Source organism: Leifsonia sp. 10L418, from assembly GCF_056395445.1.
Map to the genome: position 1 here is coordinate 191,545 of NZ_JBFTJN010000005.1, position 18,522 is coordinate 210,066.

At 63.2% G+C, this 18,522-nt stretch carries 19 protein-coding genes; 18 read left to right on the plus strand and 1 reads right to left on the minus strand.

The genetic code is table 11. The annotated features are described in order from the left end of the window. The first annotated feature begins 48 nt into the window (after positions 1-48). The 14 genes from prmC to AC1DCF_RS12625 all read left to right on the plus strand — a co-directional run bounded on the left by prmC (position 49) and on the right by AC1DCF_RS12625 (position 12,308). Complete coding sequence (prmC, locus tag AC1DCF_RS12560) at positions 49-963, plus strand: peptide chain release factor N(5)-glutamine methyltransferase (protein ID WP_477211295.1); 915 nt, start codon at positions 49-51, stop codon at positions 961-963. A 200-nt stretch (positions 964-1,163) separates the two neighbouring features. Next, positions 1,164-1,469, plus strand: coding sequence for a GIY-YIG nuclease family protein (locus AC1DCF_RS12565; protein ID WP_477211296.1), 306 nt, complete (start codon positions 1,164-1,166; stop codon positions 1,467-1,469). A gap of 350 nt (positions 1,470-1,819) precedes the next feature. Then, entirely contained in the window at positions 1,820-2,695 is an 876-nt protein-coding gene (locus AC1DCF_RS12570; protein WP_477211297.1) for an L-threonylcarbamoyladenylate synthase, read from the plus strand. A gap of 2 nt (positions 2,696-2,697) precedes the next feature. Further along, on the plus strand, positions 2,698-3,921 hold the full coding sequence (locus AC1DCF_RS12575) for an MraY family glycosyltransferase (protein WP_477211298.1): 1,224 nt from the start codon (positions 2,698-2,700) through the stop codon (positions 3,919-3,921). Continuing rightward, entirely contained in the window at positions 3,918-4,394 is a 477-nt protein-coding gene (locus AC1DCF_RS12580; protein WP_477211299.1) for a hypothetical protein, read from the plus strand. The genes AC1DCF_RS12575 and AC1DCF_RS12580 overlap by 4 nt, the downstream gene beginning before the upstream one ends. 118 nt (positions 4,395-4,512) lie before the next feature. After that, positions 4,513-5,355 carry a F0F1 ATP synthase subunit A gene (gene atpB / locus AC1DCF_RS12585; RefSeq protein WP_441791227.1) on the plus strand — a complete coding sequence of 281 codons (843 nt, stop codon included), beginning with the start codon at positions 4,513-4,515 and terminating at the stop codon, positions 5,353-5,355. A 51-nt stretch (positions 5,356-5,406) separates the two neighbouring features. Next, positions 5,407-5,649: an ATP synthase F0 subunit C gene (atpE, locus tag AC1DCF_RS12590; protein WP_345069561.1), complete on the plus strand. Its 243-nt coding sequence runs from the start codon at positions 5,407-5,409 to the stop codon at positions 5,647-5,649. 29 nt (positions 5,650-5,678) lie between these two features. Beyond that, positions 5,679-6,245, plus strand: coding sequence for a F0F1 ATP synthase subunit B (locus AC1DCF_RS12595; RefSeq protein ID WP_441791226.1), 567 nt, complete (start codon positions 5,679-5,681; stop codon positions 6,243-6,245). A gap of 4 nt (positions 6,246-6,249) precedes the next feature. Then, on the plus strand, positions 6,250-7,047 hold the full coding sequence (locus tag AC1DCF_RS12600) for a F0F1 ATP synthase subunit delta (RefSeq protein WP_441791225.1): 798 nt from the start codon (positions 6,250-6,252) through the stop codon (positions 7,045-7,047). A gap of 86 nt (positions 7,048-7,133) precedes the next feature. Continuing rightward, positions 7,134-8,771 (plus strand): F0F1 ATP synthase subunit alpha, encoded by a 1,638-nt coding sequence (gene atpA / locus AC1DCF_RS12605; RefSeq protein ID WP_441791455.1) that lies wholly within the window; start codon positions 7,134-7,136, stop codon positions 8,769-8,771. Positions 8,772-8,878: 107 nt separating this feature from the next. Continuing rightward, positions 8,879-9,781, plus strand: a complete 903-nt coding sequence (locus AC1DCF_RS12610) for a F0F1 ATP synthase subunit gamma (RefSeq protein WP_441791224.1) — start codon at positions 8,879-8,881, stop codon at positions 9,779-9,781. 20 nt (positions 9,782-9,801) lie between these two features. Then, complete coding sequence (atpD, locus tag AC1DCF_RS12615; RefSeq protein ID WP_441791223.1) at positions 9,802-11,265, plus strand: F0F1 ATP synthase subunit beta; 1,464 nt, start codon at positions 9,802-9,804, stop codon at positions 11,263-11,265. A gap of 2 nt (positions 11,266-11,267) precedes the next feature. Next, positions 11,268-11,534, plus strand: coding sequence for a F0F1 ATP synthase subunit epsilon (locus AC1DCF_RS12620; RefSeq protein ID WP_477211300.1), 267 nt, complete (start codon positions 11,268-11,270; stop codon positions 11,532-11,534). Between the two features lie 3 nt (positions 11,535-11,537). Further along, positions 11,538-12,308, plus strand: a complete 771-nt coding sequence (locus tag AC1DCF_RS12625) for a YaaA family protein (protein WP_477211301.1) — start codon at positions 11,538-11,540, stop codon at positions 12,306-12,308. 76 nt (positions 12,309-12,384) lie between these two features. Here the strand turns inward: AC1DCF_RS12625 and AC1DCF_RS12630 are convergent, their stop codons facing one another. Next, positions 12,385-12,936, minus strand: a complete 552-nt coding sequence (locus tag AC1DCF_RS12630; RefSeq protein ID WP_477211302.1) for a methylated-DNA--[protein]-cysteine S-methyltransferase — start codon at positions 12,934-12,936, stop codon at positions 12,385-12,387. Positions 12,937-13,068: 132 nt separating this feature from the next. Between AC1DCF_RS12630 and AC1DCF_RS12635 the strand changes: the two genes are divergently transcribed. The 4 genes from AC1DCF_RS12635 to AC1DCF_RS12650 are packed head-to-tail and all read left to right on the plus strand — an operon-like array spanning position 13,069 to position 18,434. After that, positions 13,069-14,037 (plus strand): aldo/keto reductase, encoded by a 969-nt coding sequence (locus AC1DCF_RS12635; protein ID WP_477211303.1) that lies wholly within the window; start codon positions 13,069-13,071, stop codon positions 14,035-14,037. Positions 14,038-14,094: 57 nt separating this feature from the next. Next, positions 14,095-14,715 carry a TetR/AcrR family transcriptional regulator gene (locus tag AC1DCF_RS12640; RefSeq protein ID WP_441791214.1) on the plus strand — a complete coding sequence of 207 codons (621 nt, stop codon included), beginning with the start codon at positions 14,095-14,097 and terminating at the stop codon, positions 14,713-14,715. Between the two features lie 9 nt (positions 14,716-14,724). Continuing rightward, entirely contained in the window at positions 14,725-16,458 is a 1,734-nt protein-coding gene (locus tag AC1DCF_RS12645) for an ABC transporter ATP-binding protein (RefSeq protein ID WP_477211304.1), read from the plus strand. After that, positions 16,455-18,434, plus strand: a complete 1,980-nt coding sequence (locus AC1DCF_RS12650) for an ABC transporter ATP-binding protein (RefSeq protein ID WP_477211305.1) — start codon at positions 16,455-16,457, stop codon at positions 18,432-18,434. The genes AC1DCF_RS12645 and AC1DCF_RS12650 overlap by 4 nt, the downstream gene beginning before the upstream one ends. The last annotated feature ends 88 nt before the right edge of the window (positions 18,435-18,522 follow it).

An 18,522-nucleotide genomic window follows, 5' to 3' on the forward strand; every position in this document is an offset into this window, starting at 1 on the left:
AGCCTAGGCCCAGCTTCTGCCACCGGCGAGTGCGTTACGTTTCTAACTGTGAACCCGACACCCGACGCTTCTGCTCAGCCGGCCCAGCCTCCGCTCCAGCCGCCCACCACCGTCGACGCCCTGCGCGCCGAGGTGAGCGCGACCCTTCGCGCGGCCGGTGTGGTCGATCCCGAGGTCGACGCCGATCTGCTGATCGGCCATGTGCTCGGCCAGAGCCGCGGGCAGATCCAGGCCGCCGGCATCCTGGGCACCGCGCTCTCTGAAACGGATGCCGCCACCGTGCTCGAACTCGCCGCGCGCCGCGCAACCCGCGAGCCGTTGCAGCACATCACCGGCAAGGCTCCGTTCCGTCAGCTCGAGCTGTCGGTCGGCCCGGGCGTTTTCGTGCCGCGCCCCGAAACCGAGCAGGTCGTGCAGTTCGCGATCGATGCGCTCATGTCGATGCCCGACGCCGAGCCGATCGGCATCGACCTCGGCACCGGAAGCGGCGCGATCGCCCTGGCGATGGCCACCGAGGTTCCGCACGCACGCATTTTCGCCGCCGAGAACTCGCCAGAGGCCTTCCCCTGGACGACCAAGAACTTCGCCGACTCCGGCGCGACCAACGCGACTCTCGTTTTCGGCGACCTCGCCGACGCGTTCCCCGAACTGAACGGCACGGTCGCCGTCGTCATCTCCAACCCGCCCTACATTCCGGCTGCCGCGATTCCGCGCGACCCAGAGGTGCGTCTGTTCGACCCGGCCCATGCGCTGTATGGCGGAGAAGACGGTTTGGATGTCGTACGTGACGTCTCGCAGACCGCGCTGCGACTGCTGCGTCCCGGCGGAGTTCTCGTGCTCGAGCACGGGGAGCTGCAGGGCGCCGAGATCCGCGGCATCCTTGACGCCGACGGCTGGCGTGCCACGGCGACGCACCGCGACTACACGACGCGCGACCGGGCGACGACGGCGATTCGCCCGTAACGGTGGTCGAGCTTGTCGAGACCTGGTGATCCCTCTCGTTGATCGAGGAGCAGCCGACGGAGTCGGCCGCGTCTCGAGATCTCGCGAGCCGATCTCTGAACCTCAGCCGCGTCTGAACGTCCGCTTGCTCGTACCTCGTCCACGAGGTGTCCTGTGGAGAACTCCGGTAGCGCTTGGTGGAATCAGTCACACTCGCGGGCATGCCTTACATGTACATCGTGCGGTGCGCCGATTCCACGTACTACGTGGGAAGCACCTGGAACGTCGAGCGTCGTGTCGCCCAACACGCCAGTGGAGCCGGGGCCGTCTACACGCGGAGACGTCGCCCCGTGGAGTTGGTCTACGCCGAGTGGTACGACCGCATTGAGGATGCCTTCGCACGTGAGAAGCAGGTGCAAGGGTGGTCTCGTCGCGAGCGGGAGGCGCTGATCGCAGGTGATTTCGATGCGCTTCCCGGTCTGAGCGTGCGGGGTCCGGCAAAGCCGGGCGGCGACCCATCTCGTTGATCGAGGAGCAGCCGACGGAGTCGGCTGCGTCTCGAGATCTCGTGAGCCAACCCTTGAACGCGGTTGCGTCTGAGGAACGGCTCACGGGGTCTCGAGACACGGGCTCGCTGCGCTCGCTCGCCCTCGACCCACGAGATTGCTGCGCTCGCCCCAGCATTCGCGGCGGCCTCGAACCCGCCCTGCCACCAGGTTTTCGCCAGCTGATACTCACTGGCCCGGTCAAACGCGCCAAGGCGGGCAGTCGCTGACGAAAATCGTAGGCGTAGGTCGTCTCGTCACAGTCGAAGAACTACACGTCCGGAGCCATGTCCCCAGTATCCCCCAAGGCATCTGCATTAGAATCGGTGCAAATGACACGCATCTACAACTGCTCGGTCGCATCGGAATTCACGGCTGGCATGAGATTGGCACGCTCGGCGATCGGTCGCGGTGCTCTCGTCGTCATCCCCACAGACACCGTCTACGGCATCGCCGCTGACGCATTCAGCCCCGAGGCTGTGCAGAAGCTGCTGGATGCCAAGGGTCGCGACCGCCAGTCCCCGCCGCCCGTTCTCATCCCCGGCCTTCCGGCGCTCGACGGCCTCGCCGCCGACATTCCGCAGCCGGCCCGCGATCTCGCCGCGGCTTTTTGGCCCGGCGGACTCACCCTCATCCTCAAGGCGCAGCCGTCGCTCGCCTGGGACCTGGGGGAGACCAAGGGAACGGTCGCACTGCGCGTTCCGAGCAACCAGGTCGCGCTCGATCTGTTGTCCGAGACCGGGCCGCTCGCCGTCTCATCCGCCAACCGCACCGGAATGCCGTCGGCCATCGACGCGGTGGGCGCCGAAGAGATGCTCGGCAACAGCGTCTCCGTCTATCTCGACGGGGGAGTGGCCGGGCTTGAGTATGACGCCATCGGCGACCGCCCCGGCGACACCTCGTCGACCATCATCGACGCCAGCCGGTTCGACACCAACGGCGGCAAACTTCATATCGTGCGAAACGGCGTCATCTCGCGTGAAGAGGTCGAGGCCGTGATCGGCGATGCACTCGCTGCGCTCATCGAGCCGACGGATGCAGTGGATGCAGTGGATGCGACGGACGTAACTGACGCAGCGGATGCAGCAGTCGCAGCGGACGCGACTGATGCCACTGACGCCGCAGCCACGGCAGACGCAGCAGCGTCGACGGATGCGACCGACCCGGCCGACGGCTCCGTCGCCGCCGACTCCTCTGCGCGCGGCTGACCATGACCCTATTTTTTCTTCTCGCACTCGTCTCAGCGGTCGTCACCTTCGGTGCGTCCATCGTCGTCTACAAGGTGAGCCACAAGTACCGGCTCTATCCGAAGATCCGTGAGCGCGACGTGCACACCCGGCCGACGCCGCGGCTTGGCGGCATCGCCATGTTCCTCGGCATCATGGTGGCGTTCGGTGTCTCCTATCTCATTGCTGCCCAGTTCGCGCCACTGCGCCTGGTCTTCTCGAACCCCACCCAGATCCTGGCGATTCTCGGCGCTGCCCTGCTGATCGTGCTGCTCGGCGTCGCCGATGACCTGTGGGACCTCGACTGGATGACGAAGCTGGCCGGCCAGTTCATCGCCGCGGGTATCGTCGCCTGGCAGGTGCAGATTCTCTCGCTGCCGATCGGCGGACTCACCGTCGGCTCCGGCTGGATGTCCATCGTGATCACCGTGATGGTGATTGTGATCGTAATGAACATGATCAATTTCATCGACGGACTCGACGGACTCGTCGCCGGCGTCGCGCTGATCGCCAACGGCACCTTCTTCATCTACAGCTACCTGCTGGTGAGGGACACCTCGCCCACCAACTACTTCAACCTCGCCTCCCTGATCGCGGCGATCCTGGTCGGCGCCTGCGCCGGGTTCCTTCCGATGAACTGGCGCCCCGCGAAGTTGTTCATGGGCGACGCCGGAGCCCTGTTGGTCGGTTTGCTCATGGCCACCTCCGCCATCGCCATCACCGGACAGATCGACCCGACCGCGCTCAACCGCTCGCAGCTGTTCCCCGCTTTCATCCCGATTCTGCTGCCGGTGGCGATTCTGATCATTCCGCTGCTCGACTTCGGGCTTGCCGTGTTCCGCCGGGTGCGCGCCGGAAAGTCGCCGTTCAGCGCCGATCGCAAGCACCTCCATCACCGCCTGCTCGACATGGGGCACTCCCACTTGCACGCCGTGCTGATCTTCTACGGCTGGACTGCCGCCGCATCCATCGGCTGCCTTCTCTACTTCGTTTTGCCCGTCTACCTCGGGCTGCCCAGCTGGTACGCGAGCATCTTCTTGGTTCTCGCCCTGCTCGCCTGCACCATCGTGACGCTGGCTCCGCTCAGCCGTCGCAAGGCAGCTGAAGCGGCGAGCCAGCTTGCACCGACCCAGAACGACTCGAGTGAAGCAAGCGCGGGGTTCGACCCCCTGGATGCGGCTTCCACACTGACCAAGGACAATTCATGACCTCCGCCACACCCTCCTCGACGCCTGAACCGACTTCGGTGCCGATCTTCCGCAAGATCCTGATCTACGGTTCGATCCTGTCGCTCGGCATCGCGATCGTCGGCGCCATCATCGGCGGAATCGTCGCCGGCCCTACCGGAGTCGTCAGTGCGCTGGTCGGGGCCCTCATGGCCGCCGTGTTCATGGGCATCACGGCAGGCAGCCTGCTGATCGCCAACAAGTACGCCGGACGCGAGTCGGCAATCGGTGCGTTCTTCGGCATCGTGATGGGCGGCTGGCTGCTCAAGTTCGTGCTTTTCCTGGTGCTGGTCGTCGTGCTCAAGGGGCAGTCGTGGGTTGAGCCGGGCGTGCTCTTCCTGAGCATCATCGCGGGCGTCGTGGGCTCTCTCGTGGTCGACGTTGTCGTCTTGATGAAGAGCCGGATGCCGTACACCAGCGACGTCGTGTTGCCGCCGGCACCGCACGACGACTAATCTCGCTCTCGATTCGGCCTCAGCACTGTTTTATTGCTACAGTGTGTAGAGATCCCCCCCGGTTGACTGCTACTTCACTGCGGTCAAAACCGGCCCCACATTCGTCGTCGCGAGAGCCTTGTGCTCCGCCCCGAAACAGGAGATAGCGCTGCTAGAGAACGCTGTAAACCTGCTGGTCCCGCTCGCCAACGACGACGGTGGCTTTCATGGTCCTTCCATCAACGAATTCTTCCCCGAAGCTATTTTCTTCGCTGACACCCCCTTCGAGATCAATCGCGTCATCCTGATCCGCTTCATCGCGGTCGCAGTGTTGATTCTGATCTTCTGGATCGGTACTCGTCGCATGAAGATCATTCCGACCCGTCTGCAGAGTCTCTGCGAAATGGGCCTCGACCTGGTGCGCGTCAACATTGCCGAGGATGTTCTCGGCAAGGTCGACGGCAAGCGGTTCCTTCCGCTGCTCACCACGATCTTCTTCATGGTTCTGTTTATGAACGCGACGGGCATCATCCCGTTCCTGAACATGGCAGGAACCGCCGTGATCGGCGTTCCGCTCGTGCTGGCCACTGTTGCCTACTTCGCATTCCTTTATGCCGGAGTCAAGAAGCACCCGGGAACGTTCTTCCGCAACTCGCTCTTCCCGCCCGGAGTTCCGCCGGCGCTGTACATCATCGTGACGCCGATCGAGTTCGTCTCGACCTTCATCATCCGCCCCGTCACTCTGACGCTGCGACTCATGATGAACATGGTTGTCGGTCACTTGCTGTTGGTGCTCTTCTTCGCAGCAACCCAGTTCTTCTTCTTCACTGCAGATGGCGGTCTCAAATTCTTCGGAGTGGGAACCCTCGCATTCGGCTTCGTCTTCACCCTCTTCGAGGTGTTGGTCGCCGTACTTCAGGCTTACGTTTTCGCCTTGCTCACCGCTGTCTACATCCAGCTCGCGCTGGTTGAGGAACACTAAATAACGAATCCGGCACTCGCCGAAATTCGCTCATCACGGAAGGAAACACACGTGGACGCAACAACCGTTCTCGCGGCACTCTCAGGAAACATCGCGACCGTTGGCTACGGCCTCGCCGCAATCGGCCCGGCAATCGGTGTTGGTATCGTCGTTGGCAAGACCATCGAGGGTGTTGCTCGTCAGCCCGAACTCGCCGGTCGCCTGCAGGTTCTGATGTACATCGGTATCGCCTTCACCGAGGCGCTGGCCTTCATCGGTATCGCAACGTACTTCATCTTCACCACCGGCCAGTAATCCTCTTTTCTCTCTAGTTAGGAGGCATGATGCTTCACGCTGTAATAGCAGCACAGGCCACCGGTGAGCAGACCAACCCGCTCATCCCGGCGGTCTACGACATCATCTGGTCGGCAGTCTGCTTTGTCGTGATTTTGTTCTTCTTCTGGAAGCTCGTGCTTCCGAAGATGCAGAAGCTTCTCGATGACCGTGCAGAGGCCATCGAAGGCAACATCGCCAAGGCTGATGACGCCCAGCGCAAGGCCGAAGCTGCTCTCGAGCAGTACACGGCCCAGCTCGCTGACGCGCGTGCCGAAGCCGGAGCGATCCGCGACCAGGCACGCACCGACGGCGCCAAGATTGTCGCTGAGCACAAGGAACAGGCACTGACTGAGGCCGCACGCGTTACCGCGACGGCCAAAGCTCAGATCGAAGCTGAGCGTCAGGCGGCCGTTGTGTCGCTGCGCAGCGAGGTCGGAACCCTGGCCATCGATCTTGCCTCCGGTGTTATCGGCGAGAGCCTGACCGACGACGCGAAGGCTAGCGCCATCGTTGACCGGTTCCTGGCTGATCTCGAAGCCTCGGAGTCCTCGGCTTCAGTAGCCGGAAAGAAGTAACAACATGGGAAGCGCCACCAGAGAAGCTGTGGCTTCGTCGCGGGCAGCACTTGCTGCCCTCGGCGGGACCATTGATCTGGCGACGGGCGAGAGCCTCCTTGACGCCGGCCGTGTGATTGGCAGCTCTTCGCAGCTGCTTTCCGCACTGGCCGACCCGTCAGCGGATGTCGCAGCCAAGCAAGCACTCGTCTCGCGCGTGTTCGGCACTGCCGTGACGCCCGCCGCCTTGGAGCTGCTCAAAGCTGTCTCCGGGGAGCGTTGGTCCAACCAGGGCGACTTGCTCGCCGGGATCGAAGAACTCGGCCTGCGGGCAACTGCCCGCTCCGGTGCCGGCGACGGTTCGATCGAAGGCGAGCTCTTCGCCTTCGGTGCGACCGTCTCCTCCGATTCCGAGCTGGAACTGGCCTTGGCCAGCAAGCTCGGTCTCCCCGAGGCGAAGGCCGGACTTGTGTCGGCCCTTCTGACCGGCAAGGTCTCGCCGCAGACGCTCGTCATCGTGCGTCACCTCGTGCAGCAGCCGCGTGGCCGTCGGATCGGTGAGCTGCTTCGGCACGCCGCCACCGTCGTCGCCGACCAGGCTGGAACCACGATTGCAACTGTCATCTCGGCGAATGCACTCGCACCCGCCCAGCTTGACCGGTTGAAGAAAAGCTTGGCCGACCGTTATGGCCGTGCCTTGACGCTCAATCAGATCGTCGACACGAGTGTCGTCGGCGGCCTGCGGGTGCAGATCGGGGATGACGTCATTGATGGCAGCATCGCAACCCGAATTGCCGACCTGCGACTCCAGCTTGCTGGCTGACCCACACCAGCCAGAACTCACGAACCTCGAAACGGCAGCGTTTCGAAAAGACAGAACTGTACACCCAGTACAGAAAAGGGAAGATGATGGCAGAACTCACGATCAGCCCGGATGAGATCCGCGGCGCTCTCCAGGACTTCGTCAAGTCCTATGAGCCAAACAAGACCGCGACCACCGAGGTCGGTTACGTCACCACCGCGGGTGACGGAATCGCACACGTCGAGGGTCTCCCCGGCGTTATGGCCAACGAACTGATCAAGTTCTCCGACGGAACCCTGGGCCTCGCCCAGAACCTCGACGAAGACGAGATCGGTGTTGTTGTGCTCGGTGAGTTCACCGGCATCGTCGAAGGCATGGAAGTTCACCGTACCGGTGAAGTTCTGTCCGTTCCCGTCGGCGACGGCTACCTCGGCCGCGTCGTTGACCCGCTGGGTGCTCCGATTGACGGTCTCGGCGAGATCGCAACCGAAGGCCGCCGCGCACTCGAGCTGCAGGCGCCTGGCGTCATGCAGCGTAAGAGTGTTCACGAGCCCATGCAGACCGGTATCAAGGCCATCGACGCCATGATCCCGATCGGCCGTGGCCAGCGTCAGCTGATCATCGGTGACCGCCAGACCGGTAAGACGGCCATCGCGATCGACACGATCATCAACCAGAAGGCCAACTGGGAGTCCGGCGACACCAACAAGCAGGTTCGCTGCATCTACGTCGCCATCGGCCAGAAGGGCTCCACCATCGCTTCGGTGAAGGGTGCCCTCGAAGACGCCGGAGCGATGGAGTACACCACCATCGTCGCCGCCCCCGCTTCAGACCCGGCCGGCTTCAAGTACCTCGCTCCGTACACCGGCTCGGCCATCGGCCAGCACTGGATGTACGCCGGCAAGCACGTTCTCATCGTCTTTGATGACCTGTCGAAGCAGGCAGAGGCCTACCGTGCCGTTTCGCTGCTCCTGCGTCGTCCGCCGGGACGCGAGGCATACCCCGGTGACGTGTTCTACCTGCACTCCCGTCTGCTCGAGCGTTGTGCCAAGCTCTCCGACGAGCTGGGCGCCGGCTCGATGACCGGTCTGCCGATCATCGAGACCAAGGCGAACGACGTTTCCGCCTACATCCCGACCAACGTGATCTCTATCACCGACGGCCAGATCTTCCTGCAGTCCGACCTGTTCAACGCCAACCAGCGCCCCGCTGTTGACGTGGGTATCTCGGTCTCGCGTGTTGGTGGCGACGCTCAGGTGAAGTCCATCAAGAAGGTTTCCGGAACGCTGAAGCTCGAGCTGGCTCAGTACCGCTCGCTCGAAGCATTCGCCATGTTCGCTTCGGACCTCGACGCGGCCAGCCGCCGTCAGCTGGCCCGTGGCGCACGCCTCACCGAGCTGCTCAAGCAGCCGCAGTACTCGCCGTTTCCGGTCGAGGACCAGGTCGTTTCGATCTGGGCCGGCACCAACGGCAAGCTCGACGAGGTTCCGGTTGAAGACATCCTGCGCTTCGAGCGCGAGCTGCTCGACCACCTGGCCCGCAACACCAGCGTTCTGACCACGCTGCGCGAGACCAACGTTCTCTCCGATGAGACCGTTGCCACGCTCTCCGCAGAGGTCGACAAGTTCAAGCTCGAGTTCCAGACGGGCGAGGGCAAGCCGCTCGCTTCGGTGGGCAAAGAGCAGTTTGACGCCATCGCAGCCGAAGACGTCAACCAGGAAAAGATCGTCAAGCAGAAGCGCTAGCTGATTCGATCGGTTCGGCTTCCACCGGGAGCCGAACCGATCGGAACAAGTAACCGATCTCGGTTATTTCGCTTGTAAGACACAACCAACACCAGAGAAAGAGACACATGGGAGCGCAACTTCGGGTCTACCGGCAGAAGATCAAATCTGCCCAGACGACCAAGAAGATCACTCGGGCCATGGAGCTGATCTCCGCCTCGCGCATTCAGAAGGCGCAGGCGCGAGTCGCGGCGTCCACCCCGTATTCGCGTGCGATCACTCGTGCAGTGTCCGCGGTTGCCACCTACTCGAACGTTGAGCACGTGCTGACGACCGAACCAGAGAAGATCCAGCGCGCAGCCGTCGTGATCTTCGCCTCCGACCGCGGTCTGGCCGGAGCGTTCAGCTCCCAGGTCCTGCGCGAGGCTGAAGAGCTCAGCGAACTGCTGCGCAGCCAGGGCAAGGATGTCGTGTACTTCCTCGTCGGCCGCAAGTCGGTGGCGTACTTCAGCTTCCGTCACCGTGCTTCAGAGCGTATCTGGACCGGCGGAACAGACCAGCCGCAGTTCGAGACGGCGAAGGAAATCGGCGACGCACTGCTCGAGACCTTCCTCCGCGACTACGAAGACGGTGGCGTCGACGAGATTCACATCGTCTACAACCGCTTCGTCAGCATGGTCACTCAGGTGCCAGAAGTTGTGCGTCTGTTGCCACTCGAAGTTGTCGAAGGAATCGAAGAGCCCGCGGAGAGCGTTGTTCTCCCGCTCTACGAGTTCGAACCCGATGTTGAGACCGTTCTTGACGGCCTCCTCCCGGTCTACATCGAGAGCCGCTTGTTCAACGCCATGCTGCAGTCGGCTGCTTCCGAGCACGCCAGCCGCCAGAAGGCAATGAAGTCGGCGAGCGACAACGCAGACAAGCTCATCACTGACTTCACGCGCTTGGCCAACAACGCGCGTCAGTCTGAGATCACGCAGCAGATTTCCGAGATCGTGGGTGGAGCCGACGCGCTCTCATCCGCCAAGAACTAAACCCCAGAGAAGAGAGAGCAATGACTGACACCGCAACAGCGCCAGTCCAGGCCGTGGCGCCGGCTGGTGCCGTGGGCCGTATCGCACGCGTGACTGGCCCCGTCGTCGACATCGAATTCCCCCACGACTCGATCCCGGGCATCTACAACGCACTGAAGACGACCATCGTCATCGGCGAGGCCTCGACCGTGATCACGCTTGAGGTTGCACAGCACCTCGGTGATGACCTCGTTCGTGCGATCGCGCTGAACCCGACCGATGGTCTGGTCCGTGGCCAGGAAGTTCAGGACACCGGCTCACCGATCACGGTTCCCGTTGGAAACGTCACCAAGGGCAAGGTCTTCAACGTCATCGGCGAGGTGCTCAACGCCGAGCCCGGCGAGAAGATTGAGATCACCGAGCGCTGGCCGATCCACCGCAAGCCCCCGGCATTCGACCAGCTTGAGTCGAAGACCGAGCTCTTCGAAACCGGTATCAAGGTCATCGACCTTCTCACCCCGTACGTTCAGGGTGGAAAGATCGGCCTCTTCGGTGGTGCAGGTGTTGGTAAGACCGTTCTGATCCAGGAAATGATCCAGCGCGTTGCGCAGGACCACGGTGGAGTTTCGGTGTTCGCCGGTGTCGGTGAGCGTACCCGTGAAGGTAACGACCTCATCCACGAAATGGAAGAAGCAGGCGTCTTCGACAAGACCGCCCTTGTCTTCGGCCAGATGGACGAGCCGCCGGGAACGCGTCTCCGCGTCGCCCTCTCCGCCCTCACCATGGCTGAGTACTTCCGCGACGTGCAGAAGCAGGACGTTCTGCTCTTCATCGACAACATCTTCCGCTTCACCCAGGCCGGTTCCGAGGTGTCGACCCTTCTCGGTCGTATGCCTTCCGCCGTGGGTTACCAGCCGAACCTCGCCGACGAGATGGGTGTTCTTCAGGAGCGCATCACCTCGACGCGTGGTCACTCGATCACCTCGCTGCAGGCGATCTACGTGCCGGCCGATGACTACACCGACCCGGCTCCGGCGACCACCTTCGCCCACCTCGACGCCACCACCGAGCTGTCGCGTGCGATCGCCTCGAAGGGTCTCTACCCGGCCGTCGACCCGCTGACCTCAACCAGCCGTATCCTCGACCCCCGCTACTTGGGTGCCGATCACTACAACACGGCTGTGCGCGTCAAGGCGATCCTCCAGAAGAACAAGGAACTCCAGGAGATCATCGCGATCCTCGGTGTTGACGAGCTCTCTGAAGAAGACAAGGTCACCGTTTCGCGTGCCCGTCGCATCGAGCAGTTCCTCTCGCAGAACACCTACATGGCGAAGAAGTTCACCGGTGTTGAGGGTTCGACTGTTCCGCTGAAGGACACCATCGAGTCGTTCACGGCTATCGCCAACGGTGACTTCGACCACGTCGCCGAGCAGGCCTTCTTCAACGTCGGTGGCATCAACGACGTCGAAGAGAAGTGGGCTCAGATCCAGAAGGAGAACCGCTAACCATGGCTTCAGCCCCGCTGAATGTCAGCGTTGTCTCGGCGGACCACCAGGTGTGGTCCGGCGAGGCGACCATGGTCGTCGCTCGCACCGTCGAAGGCGAGATCGGCATCCTGTCCGGTCACGAACCGATGCTGGCGATCCTGGCCAGCGGTGAGGTTCGTGTAACCCTCGCCGACGGAACCAAGGTCACGGCCGCGGCCGATGACGGGTTCCTCTCTGTTGAGAACAACACGGTCACCATCGTGGCCCGCAAGGCAGAGCTCGTCTAATACGTGCTGGTACTGCTTCCGCCTTCTGAAACGAAGCGCGACGGCGGAAGCGGCGGCCCCCTTCGGGTCGCCGCTTTCGCTTATCCGGCGCTGAACGACAAACGCAGCGCCCTCGTGCGCGCCCTTGTCGATCTCGCCCACGACACGGATGCCTCGGTGAAGGCTCTCAAGCTCGGCCGCACGCAGCTGGCCGAGATCGACCGCAACAAGGCCGTGGCCACCTCGCCGACGATGCCCGCGATCGACCGGTACACCGGAGTTCTCTACGATGCGCTCGACGCGGGGAGCCTCGACGCGGCAGACCGTGAATTCGCCGGTCGCCACCTGCTTGTGCACTCGGCTCTGTTCGGGCCGATCCGGGCGCTCGACCTCGTTCCCGCCTATCGTTTTTCCCACGACTCGCGTCTTCCCGCCGTCGCACTGAAGAAGCACTGGAGTGCAGCGGTCGCTTCGGCCCTCGCCGAGACGCCTGGTCTGGTGCTCGACCTGCGCTCCGAGGCCTACGTGGCTCTCGGCCCAGTGCCGAAGCGCGCGGAATCCTACTTTCTGCGCGTCGTCACCGAAGCCGCCGACGGTCAGAAGCGTGCGCTCAACCATTTCAACAAGAAGTCCAAGGGCGAGTTCACCCGGGCGCTTCTGAAGAGCCGACGCGATTTCGCAACGGTTGACGAACTGCTGCTCTGGGCGCCGTCGGCCGGGTTCCAACTGCAGGCGGGGGCTCCGGGCGAGCTCGAGCTCGTGGTCGAGCAGATCGTGGCGGCGAAACGCGCCTGATTCGGGCTCCCGTTTCGGTCTGAGTCGCATCGACCCGACCGGGCGGCGGCTCGTGAATCTATTCAAGCCGACCGTGTCAGACCACGTCGAAGATGACTCCGACCGGGTCGGGTTCGATTCGTGGCGGGGCAACTAAAAACGGGATCTTCTCGTGTGTCAGGAGCCACGCCTTGGTCACCACGCCGGCGCCCTGGCTGTAGCCCGTGATCTCGCCGGAGACGGAGAGAACCCGGTGGCAGCCGACGAACAGGGGGAGTGGGTTCGCCGCGATGGCCCCACCGACCGAACGCCCGGCACCCGGCTGGCCGACCGCCTGAGCAATCGCACCGTAGCTGGTCGCCGAGCCGAACGGCACGTCCCTCAGTGCCGCCCAGACTCGTTTCTGAAACTCAGTTCCGCCGCCCAGTTGCAGCGGAATGTCAAACGTCATGCGGGTTCCGGCGAAGTACTCGCTGAGCTGCTGCACGGCAGTCTCGAGCAGCGGGGAAGGGCGCTCAGGAAAAGCGTCGAGAGGGAGTTGGTCGGCATAGCCGATCTTCACGGTCAGAAGCTGCCCGTCATCTGCGGTGAGTTCGATTCTTCCGAGGGGACTTGTCATGCGCTGAAGCGCGGGGTGTGGTGTCGTCATGTCGCCGACGGTACGCAGCGGCCGACGCACTCCGCCTGCCGCGCAGCCGTTCGGTGGACAACATCCGTCACCTCGGTGTGGTGGAGAACGCGCCTCGGTCGGCGGGGGAGCAGGCGGCGTTAGGGTTGAGGCATGGCTGAAATCGACTATCGCAGGCTCGGCAACTCTGGACTGATCGTCTCGACGATCGGACTGGGCTGCAACAACTTCGGGCGCACCGGAACGGCGTCCGAGGGACAGATCGGCACCAGCGCGGTCATCGATGCGGCCATCGATACCGGAGTCACATTCTTCGACACCGCTGACATCTACGGTGCGGAGCGCGGTCTGAGCGAGACTCTGATGGGTCATTCGTTGAAGGGCAAACGCGACAAGATCGTGCTTGCGTCGAAGTTCGGCATGGACATGGGCGGCCTGAACGGTCCCGACTGGAACGCGCGTGGCTCACGCCGCTACATCCGTCTCGCCGTCGAGGCGTCGCTCCGTCGTCTGCAGACTGACTGGATCGACCTGTACCAGCTGCATGTTCCCGACCCCAACACTCCGATCGAAGAGACGCTGTCGACCCTCGACGATCTGATTACTGAGGGCAAGATCCGTTACATCGGTCATTCGAATCTGGCCGGCTGGCAGATCGCCGAGGCTGAGTTCACCGCTGAGCTCAACGGGCACCCCAAGTTCATCTCTTCACAGAACGAGTACAGCCTTCTGGTGCGCGGTGCTGAGGCAGAGGTGCTTCCAGCAATAAATGCCTACGGGCTCGGCTTCTTGCCGTTCTTCCCGCTCTACAACGGTCTCTTCACCGGCAAGTTCAGCCGCAACGGCGGGCCGGCCGACAGTCGGATCATGCGCATCCGTCCGCACCTGGCCGAGCAGGCGCCCTGGGACCTGATCGAAAAGTATGAGGCATTCTGCGCCGAGCGCGGAGTGAGCATGCTCGCCGCAACGCTCGCCTGGCTTCTTGCGCAGCCCGGCCTCACCAGTGTGATCGCCGGAGCAACCAGGCCGGAGCAGATCGTGCAGAATGCGGAGGCCGCAACGGCGTGGAAGCCCAGTGCCGACGACATCGCCTGGATCTCGAACTTGTTCGCCTCAGCCTGACCTGAGTGTCCATACAGAATCCTTGTGAGTGAGCGCTCACTCAATTACGCTCGCCCCATGGTTGAGAAGCTGGCAACAGAGACTGTTGCGGCAGAGAAGAGTGCACGGGCCCCCGCCCTGTCGGTTGAAGACCGTCAGGCGATGCTCATCGAGGTTGTCACTCCGCTCCTGCTGCTGCACGGCCGCGCGGTGACAACCAAGCAGATCGCCGAGTGCGCCGGCATCGCCGAGGGCACTATTTTTCGCGCCTTCGGGAGCAAAGAAGAACTCATTCAGGCGGCCATCGATCGTCACCTCGATCCAGAGCCGTTCCGGGCTCGGCTGCGACTCGTCGACCTCGAACTCCCGCTCGACGAGCGCATCACCGCGATCGTCACGCTCATGCGCGAGCGATTCACGACGGTGTTCACCCTCATGAGCGCCCTCGGCTCGACCGGGCCGCCCCCGCACCGCGACGATGGGCGGCGTGAATTTGCCGAGATCATCACTCGATCCTTGGCACAGGATGCGCCGCGGTTGAACGTTGACCCGGAGCGAGTGGCCCAGATCGTGCGCATGATCGCTCTGGCCGCGTCGATTCCGCAGATTCGCAACGGTCAACCGTTCGACGACGCCGAAATCGCCGCGCTCATCCTGTACGGCATCACGGGCCGACCGGCCGACCACGTCTCGAACTAGGAGATTCACGTGCTTTGGAAATTGCTTGTGCACCACCTGCGGCCGTACTGGCCGCTACTCGTCGCTGTGATCGTCTTTCAGACCGCTCAGTCGATCGCCTCGCTCTACCTGCCCACGCTGAACGCCGACATCATCGACAACGGCGTGTCCAAGGGTGACACCGAATACATCATGAGCACGGGCGCGTTGATGCTCGGCATCACCCTGGTGCAGATCGCCTGCGCGATCGCCGCCGTCTATTTCGGGGCGAAGGCGGCGATGGCGCTCGGACGCGACCTGCGCCGAGAGGTGTTCACGCGGGTGGGGGAGTTCTCCGAGCAGGAGGTGACCCGTTTCGGGGCGCCGTCGCTGATCACCCGTTCGACGAATGATGTTCAGCAAGTGCAGATGCTGGTTCTGGTGACGGCCACCCTGATGGTCGCCGCGCCGATCCTCTGCATCGGCGGAATCATCATGGCCATGCGACAAGACATTCAGCTGTCCTGGCTGATTGCGGTGAGCGTTCCGATCCTGCTGATCGCGGTCAGCCTGATCGTGACCCGCATGGTTCCGCAGTTTCGCAAGATGCAGGTGCGCATCGACACCGTCAACCGCGTGCTGCGCGAACAGCTCACCGGCATCCGTGTGGTGCGTGCCTTCGTACGCGAAGACGTCGAGACCGAGCGCTTCTCGAAGGCGAACGCGGATGTCACGGAGGTCGCTCTGAAGGCCGGCCGCCTGATGGCCTTGATGTTCCCGACGGTGATGCTCGTGCTGAACGTGTCGAGTGTCGCGGTGATCTGGTTCGGAGCGTTCCGGATCGAAGACGGCTCAATGCAGGTCGGCACGTTGATCGCCTTCCTCAGCTACCTGATGCAGATTCTGATGGCGGTGATGATGGCCACCTTCATGTTCGTCATGATTCCTCGCGCGGCGGTCTGCGCCGACCGCATCGGCGAAGTGCTCGGCACCTCGACCAGTGTCGTTCCGGCGACGAACCCGGTCACGGAGACGAGCGGAGAGGGCGAGCTTGAAATGCTCGACGTCGGCTTCTCCTACCCGGGCGCCGAACAGCCGGTGCTGAGCAACATCAGCTTCATTGCACGAGCCGGGCAGACCACCGCCATCATCGGCAGCACGGGGTCGGGCAAGACGACGTTGGTGAACCTGATGCCGCGCCTGTTCGACGTGACAACCGGGGCCGTACTGATCGACGGCGTCGACATCAGGGAGATGAGTCAAGACCTGCTCTGGAGCTACATCGGCCTGATTCCGCAAAAGCCCTACCTGTTCTCGGGAACGGTGCGCAGCAATCTGCAGTACGGCCGACCCGATGCCACCGAGGACGAACTCTGGCAATCGCTCGCGACGGCACAGGCGATTGATTTCGTCAGCGAGATGGACGGCGAACTCGATGCACCGATCTCACAGGGCGGCACCAACGTGTCGGGCGGCCAACGGCAGAGACTCGCGATCGCCCGGGCGCTCGTGAAGAAACCGCCGATCTATATCTTCGACGACTCGTTCTCCGCGCTTGACCTGGCGACGGATGCGAAGCTCCGCTTGGCGCTCAAGGCCAACGTGGCAGGGGCGACGATGATCATCATCGCGCAGCGGGTGTCGAGCATCATCGACGCCGATCAAATCCTGGTTCTCGAAGACGGCCGAATCGTCGGGCACGGCACTCACACCGAGCTGCTCGAAACCTCGGAGACCTACCAAGAGATCGTGGCATCCCAGCTGACCGCGGAGGAAGCAGCATGAGCGAGTCAAACGAAGACCGCGAGCCCGCTCGCCCCCCGGTGCGGCGTGGACCAGGAGGCGGCGGTCCCTTCGGCGGAGGGATGAGCCTTCCCGCCGAGAAGTCAATGAACTTCGGACCCAGCGCAAAACGGTTGCTCGGCACGCTTCGGCCGGAACGGCTCTGGCTCTGGCTGGTTCTGCTTCTCGCCGTCGTCAGCGTCACCTTCGCGGTGCTGGGGCCGAAGCTTCTCGGCGAGGGAACCAACCTCATTTTCTCCGGCGTGGTCTCGAAGTCACTGCCCGCCGGCGCTACGCAAGAACAGGTGATCGCCGGATTGCAGGCGGCCGGCAAGACTTCTCAGGCCGACATGCTGAGCGGGATGACGTTGACCCCTGGGATGGGTATCGACTTCGCTGCGCTCTCCAATGTGCTGATGTGGGTGCTGGTGCTGTACATCCTCTCCTCCGTCTTCGCCTGGTTGCAGGCCTACGTGCTGAACGGCGTCGTGCAGCGCACGATGTTCACCTTGCGTGAAGACGTCGAGTCGAAGATCAACCGGCTCCCGCTGCGCTACTTCGATGGCATGCAGCGCGGCGAGTTGCTCAGCCGGGTCACCAACGACGTCGACAATATCTCCCAGACGATGCAGCAGACGCTGAGCCAGGCGGTGACGTCACTTCTGACCGTTGTCGGCGTTCTGGTGATGATGTTGATCATCTCGCCGCTGCTCTCGCTCATCGCGATCGTGACGATCCCGCTCACCCTGGTGGTCACGATGCTGATCGCCAAGCGTTCCCAGAAGCTGTTCGTCGCGCAGTGGACTCACACGGGTACTCTGAACGGCCAGATCGAAGAGACCTTCACCGGGCACGCCCTGGTCAAGGTGTTCGGGCGTCAGCACGAGGTGGAGGAGCGCTTTCACCAGAAGAACGACGAACTGTACGAAGCCAGCTTCGGCGCGCAGTTCGTCAGCGGCATGATCATGCCGTCGATGACCTTCATCGGAAACCTCGTCTATGTGGCGATCGCGGTGGTCGGTGGCTTGCAGGTCGCCTCAGGGGCGCTGCAACTGGGCGATATCCAGGCGTTCATCCAGTACTCCCGCCAGTTCACCCAGCCGCTGGCACAGCTCGGGTCGATGGCCAACCTGCTGCAGTCGGGTGTCGCATCCTCCGAGCGTGTGTTCGAACTTCTGGACGCCGACGAGCAGAGCCCCGATCCCGACGAGCCCGAGTCTCCGACGGCGGTGGAGGGGCGCCTCGTCTTCGAGGATGTCTCGTTCAGCTACTCGGAGGACAAGCCCTTGATCGCCGACCTCAGTTTGGTCGCCGAACCCGGGCAGACGGTGGCGATCGTCGGTCCGACCGGCGCGGGCAAGACCACACTGGTCAACCTGATGATGCGGTTCTACGAGATCGATTCCGGACGAATCACTCTCGACGGCGTCGACGTCTCCCGGATGACGCGCGACGACTTGCGCGGTCGGATGGGCATGGTGTTGCAAGACACGTGGCTCTTCGGCGGCACCATCCGCGACAACATCGCCTACGGCCGGCCGGATGCGACGGAGGAGGAGATCCTCGATGCGGCACGCGCCACCTACGTCGACCGGTTCGTGCACTCCCTGCCGAACGGTTATGACACGGTGCTCGACGATGAGGGTGGAAATGTCAGCGCCGGCGAAAAGCAGTTGCTCACGATCGCCCGGGCGTTCCTCGCCCGGCCGAGCGTGCTCATCCTCGATGAGGCGACGAGCTCGGTCGACACCCGGACCGAGGTGCTTGTGCAGAAGGCGATGAGTGCGCTGCGCGCCGACCGCACGAGCTTCGTGATCGCGCACCGCCTGTCGACCATTCGCGACGCCGATCTCATTCTGGTGATGGAGGCGGGACGCATCGTCGAGCAGGGCAACCATGCGGAACTCCTCGCCGCCGAAGGCGCCTACTTCGACCTCTACAACGCTCAGTTCGCCGCGCCGGTCGCCGACGAGGTGTAGTCGGAGCGCGGTTGTGCACAGCCGCTGAGAGCCCGAGTTATTCACACATGCAGGGGCTGCCCCGATCGGGGCGGCCCCTCTCGGCACA

Coding starts and splice junctions, on each gene's coding strand:
- AC1DCF_RS12565 (WP_477211296.1), top strand. CDS start 1,164: ATGCCTTACATGTACATCGTGCGGTGCGCCGATTCCACGTACTACGTG.
- AC1DCF_RS12600 (WP_441791225.1), top strand. CDS start 6,250: ATGGGAAGCGCCACCAGAGAAGCTGTGGCTTCGTCGCGGGCAGCACTT.
- AC1DCF_RS12620 (WP_477211300.1), top strand. CDS start 11,268: ATGGCTTCAGCCCCGCTGAATGTCAGCGTTGTCTCGGCGGACCACCAG.
- AC1DCF_RS12650 (WP_477211305.1), top strand. CDS start 16,455: ATGAGCGAGTCAAACGAAGACCGCGAGCCCGCTCGCCCCCCGGTGCGG.
- AC1DCF_RS12580 (WP_477211299.1), top strand. CDS start 3,918: ATGACCTCCGCCACACCCTCCTCGACGCCTGAACCGACTTCGGTGCCG.
- AC1DCF_RS12575 (WP_477211298.1), top strand. CDS start 2,698: ATGACCCTATTTTTTCTTCTCGCACTCGTCTCAGCGGTCGTCACCTTC.
- AC1DCF_RS12610 (WP_441791224.1), top strand. CDS start 8,879: ATGGGAGCGCAACTTCGGGTCTACCGGCAGAAGATCAAATCTGCCCAG.
- AC1DCF_RS12570 (WP_477211297.1), top strand. CDS start 1,820: ATGACACGCATCTACAACTGCTCGGTCGCATCGGAATTCACGGCTGGC.
- atpA (WP_441791455.1), top strand. CDS start 7,134: ATGGCAGAACTCACGATCAGCCCGGATGAGATCCGCGGCGCTCTCCAG.
- AC1DCF_RS12630 (WP_477211302.1), bottom strand. CDS start 12,936: ATGACGACACCACACCCCGCGCTTCAGCGCATGACAAGTCCCCTCGGA.
- AC1DCF_RS12635 (WP_477211303.1), top strand. CDS start 13,069: ATGGCTGAAATCGACTATCGCAGGCTCGGCAACTCTGGACTGATCGTC.
- AC1DCF_RS12595 (WP_441791226.1), top strand. CDS start 5,679: ATGCTTCACGCTGTAATAGCAGCACAGGCCACCGGTGAGCAGACCAAC.
- AC1DCF_RS12640 (WP_441791214.1), top strand. CDS start 14,095: ATGGTTGAGAAGCTGGCAACAGAGACTGTTGCGGCAGAGAAGAGTGCA.
- atpD (WP_441791223.1), top strand. CDS start 9,802: ATGACTGACACCGCAACAGCGCCAGTCCAGGCCGTGGCGCCGGCTGGT.